Raw genomic sequence first — 8,780 nt, 5'->3', positions numbered from 1 at the left:
CGATGCAAGCTGACGCCCAGGTGCGCGCATCGCTGAATGTCAAGAAATTGGGCGTTCTTGCCGCTCAATGGGAGCTTGTCCCTGATAACGATTCACAAGAAGCGCGTGATATTGCTGAATTCATTCGATTCAACTTCAACTACATGACCGGTTCGGTGATTTCGCTCTTGTGGAAGGCGATGGATTGCTTTGCCAAAGGCTTTTCGGTTTTAGAGCAGATATACGAGCTTCGAGAGGAACAGCCATATCAGGGCAAATTTGTGCTTAAAGCAGTAAAAGCTAAAGACCCTCAGCTATTTGGTTTCGATGTGGATGAGTTTTTGAATATAAAAAAACTTAATCTAATCGTCCCTGGTGAGGTTCCGACCGAAATGCCTCGCGATAAGTTCATCCTCTACTCCTACAACTCACGTTATGAAAGCCCTTGGGGTGAGTCTGATTTACGTTCAGCCCATCAGCACTGGTTTGCTAAAACCGCATTGCTCAAGTTCTGGTCGGTCTACTTAGAGAAATATGGTTCGCCAACCGTAATGGGCATCTACAAGCGTGGACTTCCGCCTGAATCCCAGGATGAACTGTTAGAAGTCCTCGAAAAACTTCAAAGAGAGAATGCCCTTGTTATCCCTGAGGATGTCCAGGTTCAGCTTTTACAGTCTTTGCAAAATGGAGGCCAGGGATACTTAGAGGCAGTGGATTATCACAATAAGGAAATAGCGCGCGCTATCTTAGGCCAGACGCTTGCAACGGATGAAGGGCGAAGAGTTGGCAGCCTTGCGTTAGGAACGGTTCACCTGCAAGTCCTACTTCTGCAATTGCAGTCGTTAAGGCGCGATCTTGCGGAAACAGTCGTTACAGAACAGGTAATACGCCCACTTGTAGTGATGAATTTTGGTGAAATGGCTTACCCACATTTCCGTTTTGTTGAACAGAAGTCGAAATGGCTTGAAGATACGGCGGCGAAATAGGAATAATAATAAGGCGGCCAAGCGGCCGCCTGTTTACCCTTCACCCCCCATACCTTCACAGGGAACAAAAGCCATTTTAAACGCTAAGTAATTACCCTTGTCTACTATCACTTTTCCGCTCGTTCTGATACAATTTCTTTAATAGCATTATATGAGCACGGAGGGCATATGGAGCAGGCATTGGAGCGCCGACTGGTTGGGCGCGTCGTTGGTACTGAGCGCCAACCGAATACAGCATTTCACTTCTATTTTTGGGCATCTCCCATGGAGCCAATCGGGATTGGCACGCTTGTTACCGCTTGTGCGGAAGAAACACCCGATCGGTTAGCTTCAACCACTTGGGCGGTAGTGGTGGAGGCTTTGGGTTATAACGACTTGAATGCCCCCCTCTCCGACTTCATCGGAATGAATAGGCAACCGGAAAGTTATTCCCCGACTGAAAGACCGGAAATTAGGCTCTACAAGGCGGCAGTGCTTCGGCGTGTACCGGAAGACCCTGTTCAACCGGCCCCCATCACCAGCGTTTATCTCGCCGGTAAAGACGACGTCCTTATGGCGCTCAATATCGATCGCATTCCCGAAGAGCGCCGAATTCCCATGGGCTTATATAAAAGTGGTGAACTCACCGCTCCTGTTTATGTCGATTCCGACTTTCTATTAGGTCCGGAGGCAGGGCATTTAAATGTTACAGGAACCTCTGGCCTTGCTGCTAAGACAAGTCTTATCGAATTCCTGCTAGCAAGCATCTTCGCCAAGTACCATAAGTCAGTCGCCGTTATCTGTTTCAACGTAAAAGGCCCTGATTTACTCTTTCTCGATCATCCTCCGATAGAGCCTATGAGCGAAGAAGATAGCGCGATGTATGAACAGATTGGTTTTGAAAGAAAGCCTTTCGAAAACGTGATCTACTATGCGCCGTTAAAAGAAGATGGCTATAATCCGGCAACACTTCGAACTCACGAGGATGTCACTTCTAATTTACATCCGCTTCAATGGGGACTGCCGGATGTCATGAAGTATACAGAGGTAATGCTTAATCAAGACGATATCGATGTCAAAGCCGATGCCTTTCTTCAGTTCGTTCGACAAAGAGCAGTTGATACTGAGGTTTTTGAGTTTGACCCTGCGGAGATTGCGCAAGGTTGTCCGAAATCAATGCCCGTTAAGAACTTTACAGATCTCGAAGAGTGGTTCAAAACAGTTATTGGGTATATAGAACACACGAACCAAACTCGCTGGCGTTCTCATGCGCAGGAGACCATCCGCAAGGTCTACAACCGATTGCGTAATCTGCCCACCCGTTATGCCGGATTACTAACCGAAGATGAAAATCGATCTGACTTGTTTGATAAATCTTTTGAAGACCGCTCAGTCTATGTGGTCGACGTAGCGCAGCTTCGGGCGGAGGCTCAGGATTTGGTGTTTACGCGCATTATCGCCGAACTTCGCGACAGGATGGAGAAACGCGAGCTTGGAGTGGATACGGTAATCGTAGTCGTGGATGAATTGAACCAATATGCGCCATCGTCCGGCAAGGAGACCTATGTAGGGCGAACGGTGCGTGATATCGCGGCACGTGGGCGGTATCTTGGATTAGTGCTCTTTGGGGCGCAGCAATTTCGTTCACAGGTTGACCGACAGGTGGTGGGGAACTGTTCGACAGCGCTATGGGGGCAGATTGAGATGGAGGAATTGGCGCAGCCTGGCTATGGGGTGTTTGACCCTGCAGTGAAGCAAAAACTCGGCACCCTCTCACCTGGCCAAATGTTGCTCAAACATCCCTATTATCAACAACCGGTCTTTATTCAGTTCCCACGTCCCTTTGTAATGCGCGGGCGAGATGGAGTTGGTAAGTTCAAACCGGCTTCTGATGTACCTTTAGACAGAGCCATTTGGCGACAATTGCGCACACTGGACAATAAGTTGACTCCTACGGTAGTAGCTGATACAGTTGCGCTTGCCGGAGATGTGAATGATCAAGCAACACGTAAACAATTGATAACAGCTTTATGCAGAACCATGTGTACTAGGCCGAGTGATCCGCTCAGCTATTTTGCGAAGCAAATACCCAAGAAACCTGGTTACAGAACCGTGCCGGTTTCCGCTATTGGTGACCCTGAACCTTATCCGACACTCAACGCCACAGACGATCCTGATCCTTTTGAATAGGTAAATTAGATGAAGCTATGCCATATTAGCGATGTCCACCTGGGATATCGCGCATATCATCGGAGCACACCTGGAGGGGTGAACCTTCGGGAACATGATGTTTACACCGCTTTTGAGAAAGCGCTCAAAAGTGTGCTCGATCTTTCGCCTGACTTGGTGTTAATAACCGGCGATCTCTTCCATGTTGTTCGTCCAAGCAACCGTACGATTATTCAGGTATTTCTCCTGCTCTCGAGATTTCAAGAACGCAGGGAAGGCAAACCGCTAATTATCATCGGCGGTAATCATGAAACCCCACGTTCAGTCGATGCCGACTGCATTCTGCGGCTCTTCAAATACATCAATGGTATCTCTGTTGCCTATACTGGCATTGAAGCGCTTGATATTGAAGATGCTCGCATACTGTGTATTCCAGCACGGGGATTGGGCGAGATTGAAAAGACCGAGATAGCGCCTTCAGCCGATGCAAAGGTCAACATTTTAACCGTTCATGGGATGCTGGAGGGGATTGGGGCGCAATATGGAACGGCTGCTATCTCTCGCGCGAAAATACTTAATTCCAACTGGGACTACGTTGCGATGGGCGATTATCACATTTATCAGGAACTTGCCCCAAACGCCACCTATGCAGGTTCAACTGAATTTACGACCACGAATATCTGGGAAGAGGCTAATTCTCCGAAAGGCTTTGTCGAGTTTGACACAGAGAAAAAAGAGCTTAAGTTTCACCAAATCGAGACTCGCCGAGTTATTGATCTAGAGCCAATCGAAGCTGCGGACATGAGTGCTGATGAGATCAATCGGCACATCAGCGAGAACGTGGCAAAAGTGGATATTACTTCGGCGATTGTCCGCCAGAAGGTGCTTGATTTATCGTACAGTTCGCGAATGAACCTCGACCAGAAAATGGTGAGGCAATTGCGTTCGGAGGCGCTTTTCTATTATCTCGATTTAAGGCCTCCACGAAGGAAGGCGGCTACAGCCACTAACGTACGTGGAGAAGGCAGTGCTCGCGTTACCCTTGAGGATGAGTGGATGGAATTTGCCTTAACTAAGTTCCAAACTCGTCCAGACAGGGCAGAACTGGTGGAAATAGGATTGAATTATCTGAAAAAAGCGTCTGAGAAGGAGGGTGCATAGATGCGCTTACTTCGACTCGAGCTTGAGAACTTTCGCCAATACGAAAAGGCTATTGTCGATTTCCAGCCCGGCATTACTGCAATAATCGGCCCGAACGGAGCAGGGAAGACCACTCTGCTTGAAGCGGTTGCCTGGAGCCTCTATGGTGCAAATGCCAAACGCGGGGATAATCTTGCGCTTCGTTGGATGTGGAGCACGGGGCGCGCAAAGGTTCGCGTAAGCTTGTCCTTTATACTCGGAGATCGGCAGTTCCGGGCGATTCGAACAACTGATGGGGCTGAAATCAGAGATATTACCGACGGTGAACCTGGGATCGCCCTGGCAAATGGTCTGAGTGAGACGACTCGATGCGCCGAGCGGATGCTCGGCATGACCCTTCAGCAGTTCTCGACAAGCTTCTATGCGCAGCAAAAAGAGCTGCAGTTCATGAGCTATGCCCCGGAGAAGAGGCGCGAAGAGATTAGCAAGATGCTCGGTCTCGAACGCGTAACGGTGGCGCTCAAGGATGCAAAGGAGGAGCTTAAAGACCTTGATAATACGCTCAAAGGTCTTCGTGAAGGCATGGGCGATCCTGCAGTTTTGAAGCAGGTACTCAAAGATCGAAACTTTGATGTTAGACGTATTAAGGATGAATTGAAGGCTGTTCTGGACACGAAGACAAAGACAGAGAAAGCCCTTCAGGAATACACGCCGATTCGTCAAAAAGCCGATGTTGACGAGCGTAAGCATCAGTTCCTAACTCAACAACTTCAAAGCGCCGAAAGTGTTCTGAAGCTGTTGAATGAGCAGCTCGAGAGCGCTAATCAAGATATCAAGAGCATTGCCGAAGCTGAAATAAAGCTGAAAGGGCTTGAGGAAAATATTAAGCGATATCTTGAAACTGAAAAGCTGGTTCGAGCACAAGAAGACCTTCAACGCCATGAGAATAAGCGGGTTGAGATTAAGACAGAGCTTTCTGCTGCCCAACTAGCTTTGACTGAAGGTAAAAAGGAAGCTGAAGGGCTTAAAGACGCTGAGAATGAATTTCAAATAGCGACCGTAAAACTTGCCGAGTCTGATAAGAAGTTCGAGGACCTTCGTGAAGAGCGCGACAAAATCCTTAAAGTTCTAAATGAGCGTAAAGGGATCGCAATTGGACGGCAAGATGTTTTAAACAACGAATATAAAGCGACAGTTGAACGATTCGACCAGCTTCACAAACTTGGAGAAACGGGGGTATGCCCAACCTGCGAGCGCGAGTTGGGTGAGCACTTCGATACGGTAGTCGAGAAGTACAAGAACGACCTTGCTCGAATTGAATCTGAGTTAGTGAAAGTGAAGGAACTGCTCCAGGAGATTGAGAAGGAGCCAATTGAACTCAAACAGCTTAAAGGCGAAGGCGCGAGAGTAAAAGGTTTGAAGGAAGCGGCTCAAGCCGAGGTTCTAATCGCTTCAACCAGAAAAAGTCAATATGACAAGCTTCTCAATCAACTTGGGGTCTATGAGCGCCAGATCGAAAGTTCATCAAGGAAGCTCGAAGCGCTTCCTACGGGTTTTGATGGTGAAAAGCTTGAACTCGCAAGGAAAGAACGCGATAGCTTACGGGCAGACTATGATCAGAGCGTAAGCTTGAAATCAACGTTGGAAGGGCGCAAAAAAGCCGAGTTGCAAGCCCGTGAATTAGCTACAAAAATTACCACAGAGCAAGCCACAAAGGATCAGGCTACAAATGAACTTGAAACATTAGCTTTTGACCGTGATGCTTATGAACACACTTTGGCTGAGTTAATAAAACGTCAGGAAGTTATGGTCGAAGCACAGCGGAAGCATAGTATATTGGAAACCCAATTGACTGGAGCGGAAACGGCTTTAGTTCATGCCCAAGAAGTTTGGACAGAATGTGAACAGAGATTGGAAAAGTTAGCGCAGACGCAGAAAGCTCATCGGCAAACGAGTGATGTGGCTACAGCGCTTCAAGAAATGCGGCAAGAGATCAACGCTCGCATGCGTCCACAACTTGCTGATTATGCCAGCGACTATCTCAATCGACTTACGGCAGGACGATATTCAGAAATAGAAATTGATGAAGCTTTCAATTTCACACTTAAAGATGACGATGTCAGCAAGCTGGTGGTATCTGGTGGGGAAGAGGATGTGATTAATCTCAGCTTGAGGTTAGCGCTCGCCCGGATGATCACTGAAAGGGCAGGTCAGCCATTTTCGCTTCTCATTCTGGATGAGGTCTTCGGAAGCCTGGATGACGAACGCAGACAAAATTTACTCAACCTATTCGACACTCTTCGGAGCTGGTTCGAACAGATATTCATCATTTCCCATATCGAAAGCATAAACGAAACGGTGGATAACACCCTATGGGTTCGCTATGATTCGGAGACGAGAAAAGCGTCTCTCTCAGAGCAAACGATAGCAAGTTTTAGCGGAGATATTTTGGATCAGATGATCGAAGGGTCGAATGAAGGCTCAATCTTAACTCAACCGGGCTTGTTTCTAGATAATGAGGATTAATCTCGCTCGTCAAAGCGTCCGAAGAACTCTTGGGCAGTGGGTGTGATGGCGATAATAAAAAGCGTGATATAAATCGCCAATAGTAGAGGCCATACCAGAGAAATGCTGCCATTTTCACTGAAATAATTATATTCGCCTATAATATATCGCACGCAAACAATGATGCCGAAGAGTGAAGCAAGAATCTGTAATGTCCAGCCGAAACCTTTGCCTATATATTGAATAAGAGCTAACCCTACTTGAACGGCAGCGATAAAGCCAAATGCCAATACAAGCTTAGGTGCGCGTCCTTCAGCGTCCATGAATGGAAAGTAAATGAGGGCAAGACCTGAGCCTGCTTCTAGGTTGTCTTTGAAATCAGGCATTGCGCCTGTTGCCGCAAAGGCAACAAATCCCGCTGCAACGCCTATCGCGACGTTCAAAAGCGCCATTGCATTAATTGTAGTTGGTCGATTTCTTTCTAACAATTCATGACCCTCCACAATTCAAGATAATTTTGATTATACCTGCCTGGCGAATTGTATCAACGATTAGGTTAAGGAATAACGTGAGTTCCGCGTTTGGAGCAGGTTGAGAAAGAGCCCACAGCCCCAGGGCTATAAGTACCGCCAGCTGGGCAAGTTGCGGATTTTTTTAAATACAGTGCAGTTAAAGTTGCTAGAAGGGGGGTATCACCGTTACCTTTATTGTTTTCAAGCGCCCATTGCTCCTTAGCGCCTTCAATTTTCCATAGGTTATCCTGGCAGGCATTGTTTTGGCTTTTATCACGTGATAGTATGAAATTCGGTACGGCGATAACTAACAGTATGCCGATAATCAGGATGACAATCATGATTTCAATCAGGGTGAACCCCATTTCGCGTCTGCTTTTTAGAAATCTTTTCATAGATATGGATCTCGCCGTATCGGAAATTTAGTCGATGGTGAAGCAGATCGCTTGGGCGGCGTATTGTTTCCTCTACCTCACCATCATCTTTTTAATTCCACCTAACTCTACCAGGGTAGGCTGCGATTGTTACTAGGTTTTTCAGTCTGAAACGATTGCCCGCACATTCACTAGGAAACGTAAAGATTAACGTTAGCGACCTGTTTGAAACTGAATCTGATGGTTGGTAGCTTATTTGCGGGTATTATATCAGTCTATTATTCAATCTGAGGTTTTTGATGAAGCAGTATAACGTAGCAATCGCCGGAGCGACTGGAGCTGTTGGACAGGAATTTTTAGGGGTGTTGGAAGCGCATAATTTCCCGCTTTCCTCACTCAAACTTTTAGCGTCAGAACGTTCTGAAGGAAAAAAAATCAAGTGGTGCGGCTTGGAATATACGATCGAACGCCTTTCTGAAGACTCGTTCAAGGGAATTGATATCGCATTATTTTCTGCGGGATCTTCACGAAGTAAACAGTTTGCCAAACCAGCAGTCGATAGCGGAGCCGTGGTTATAGACAACTCATCTGCTTTCCGAATGGACCCTAATATTCCGTTGGTTATTCCCGAAATTAATCCAGACGATCTTGTAGGACATAAAGGAGTTATCGCAAATCCGAACTGTTCGACAATTATTTGCCTTATGGCGGTTGCTCCTCTACTTAAGTTCGGACCGATTAAGCGATTGGTTGTCTCGACTTATCAAGCGGTCAGCGGAGCGGGCGCTGCGGCGATGGAAGAGCTGAAAGTGCAGGCTAAAGAAGTGTTGGAAGGCAGACCTGCCGTAAAGAAGGTCTTGCCTCATCAAACAGCGTTTAATATCTTTAGCCACAACAGCGCCGTCAACGAGCATGGCTATAACGAAGAAGAGTGGAAGATGATTTTGGAATCACAAAAAATTCTTCATATGCCTGAACTTAAAGTCACCGCGACTTGTGTTCGAGTACCTGTTTTGAGAGCGCATGCGGAGAGTATTAACATCGAATTCGATCGGCGGCATACTCTTGAGCAAGCTCGCGAAGCATTAGAGGCATTTCCTGTTGTCTGTATCGTTGATCACCGAGAACTAAACTAC

Annotated in this window: 7 protein-coding genes; 5 read left to right on the top strand and 2 right to left on the bottom strand. The window is 47.0% G+C overall.

Annotated elements, in window-relative coordinates; genetic code table 11:
* The 4 genes from WCO51_06425 to WCO51_06410 all read left to right on the top strand — a co-directional run.
* A partial coding sequence (locus WCO51_06425; protein MEI6512895.1) for a DUF935 family protein occupies positions 1-965 on the top strand: 965 nt, incomplete at its 5' end.
* 168 nt (positions 966-1,133) lie between these two features.
* Positions 1,134-3,134, top strand: a complete 2,001-nt coding sequence (locus tag WCO51_06420; protein ID MEI6512894.1) for an ATP-binding protein — start codon at positions 1,134-1,136, stop codon at positions 3,132-3,134.
* 9 nt (positions 3,135-3,143) lie between these two features.
* The gene (locus tag WCO51_06415) at positions 3,144-4,274 is read left to right on the top strand and encodes a DNA repair exonuclease (GenBank protein ID MEI6512893.1); all 1,131 of its coding nucleotides are present in this window, start codon (positions 3,144-3,146) and stop codon (positions 4,272-4,274) included.
* Positions 4,275-6,779: an SMC family ATPase gene (locus tag WCO51_06410; protein MEI6512892.1), complete on the top strand. Its 2,505-nt coding sequence runs from the start codon at positions 4,275-4,277 to the stop codon at positions 6,777-6,779.
* Here the strand turns inward: WCO51_06410 and WCO51_06405 are convergent.
* Together WCO51_06405 and WCO51_06400 are read right to left on the bottom strand one after the other, a co-directional pair.
* On the bottom strand, positions 6,776-7,246 hold the full coding sequence (locus WCO51_06405) for a hypothetical protein (GenBank protein ID MEI6512891.1): 471 nt from the start codon (positions 7,244-7,246) through the stop codon (positions 6,776-6,778). The genes WCO51_06410 and WCO51_06405 overlap by 4 nt on opposite strands.
* Positions 7,247-7,314: 68 nt before the next feature.
* Entirely contained in the window at positions 7,315-7,665 is a 351-nt protein-coding gene (locus WCO51_06400; GenBank protein MEI6512890.1) for a prepilin-type N-terminal cleavage/methylation domain-containing protein, read from the bottom strand.
* Between the two features lie 278 nt (positions 7,666-7,943).
* Between WCO51_06400 and WCO51_06395 the strand changes: the two genes are divergently transcribed.
* On the top strand, positions 7,944-8,780 hold an 837-nt coding region (locus tag WCO51_06395; protein ID MEI6512889.1), incomplete at its 3' end, for an aspartate-semialdehyde dehydrogenase.

The organism is bacterium (assembly GCA_037131655.1).
In the GTDB taxonomy this organism is placed as follows: domain Bacteria; phylum Armatimonadota; class Fimbriimonadia; order Fimbriimonadales; family JBAXQP01; genus JBAXQP01.
Note: the sequence above shows the minus strand (reverse complement) of the source record. Positions and strands in the feature narration are given on the sequence as shown.

Excerpts from the sequence above, each read along its gene's own strand:
- WCO51_06420 (MEI6512894.1), top strand. The coding sequence starts at position 1,134 with ATGGAGCAGGCATTGGAGCGCCGACTGGTTGGGCGCGTCGTTGGTACT.
- WCO51_06415 (MEI6512893.1), top strand. The coding sequence starts at position 3,144 with ATGAAGCTATGCCATATTAGCGATGTCCACCTGGGATATCGCGCATAT.
- WCO51_06410 (MEI6512892.1), top strand. The coding sequence starts at position 4,275 with ATGCGCTTACTTCGACTCGAGCTTGAGAACTTTCGCCAATACGAAAAG.
- WCO51_06400 (MEI6512890.1), bottom strand. The coding sequence starts at position 7,665 with ATGAAAAGATTTCTAAAAAGCAGACGCGAAATGGGGTTCACCCTGATT.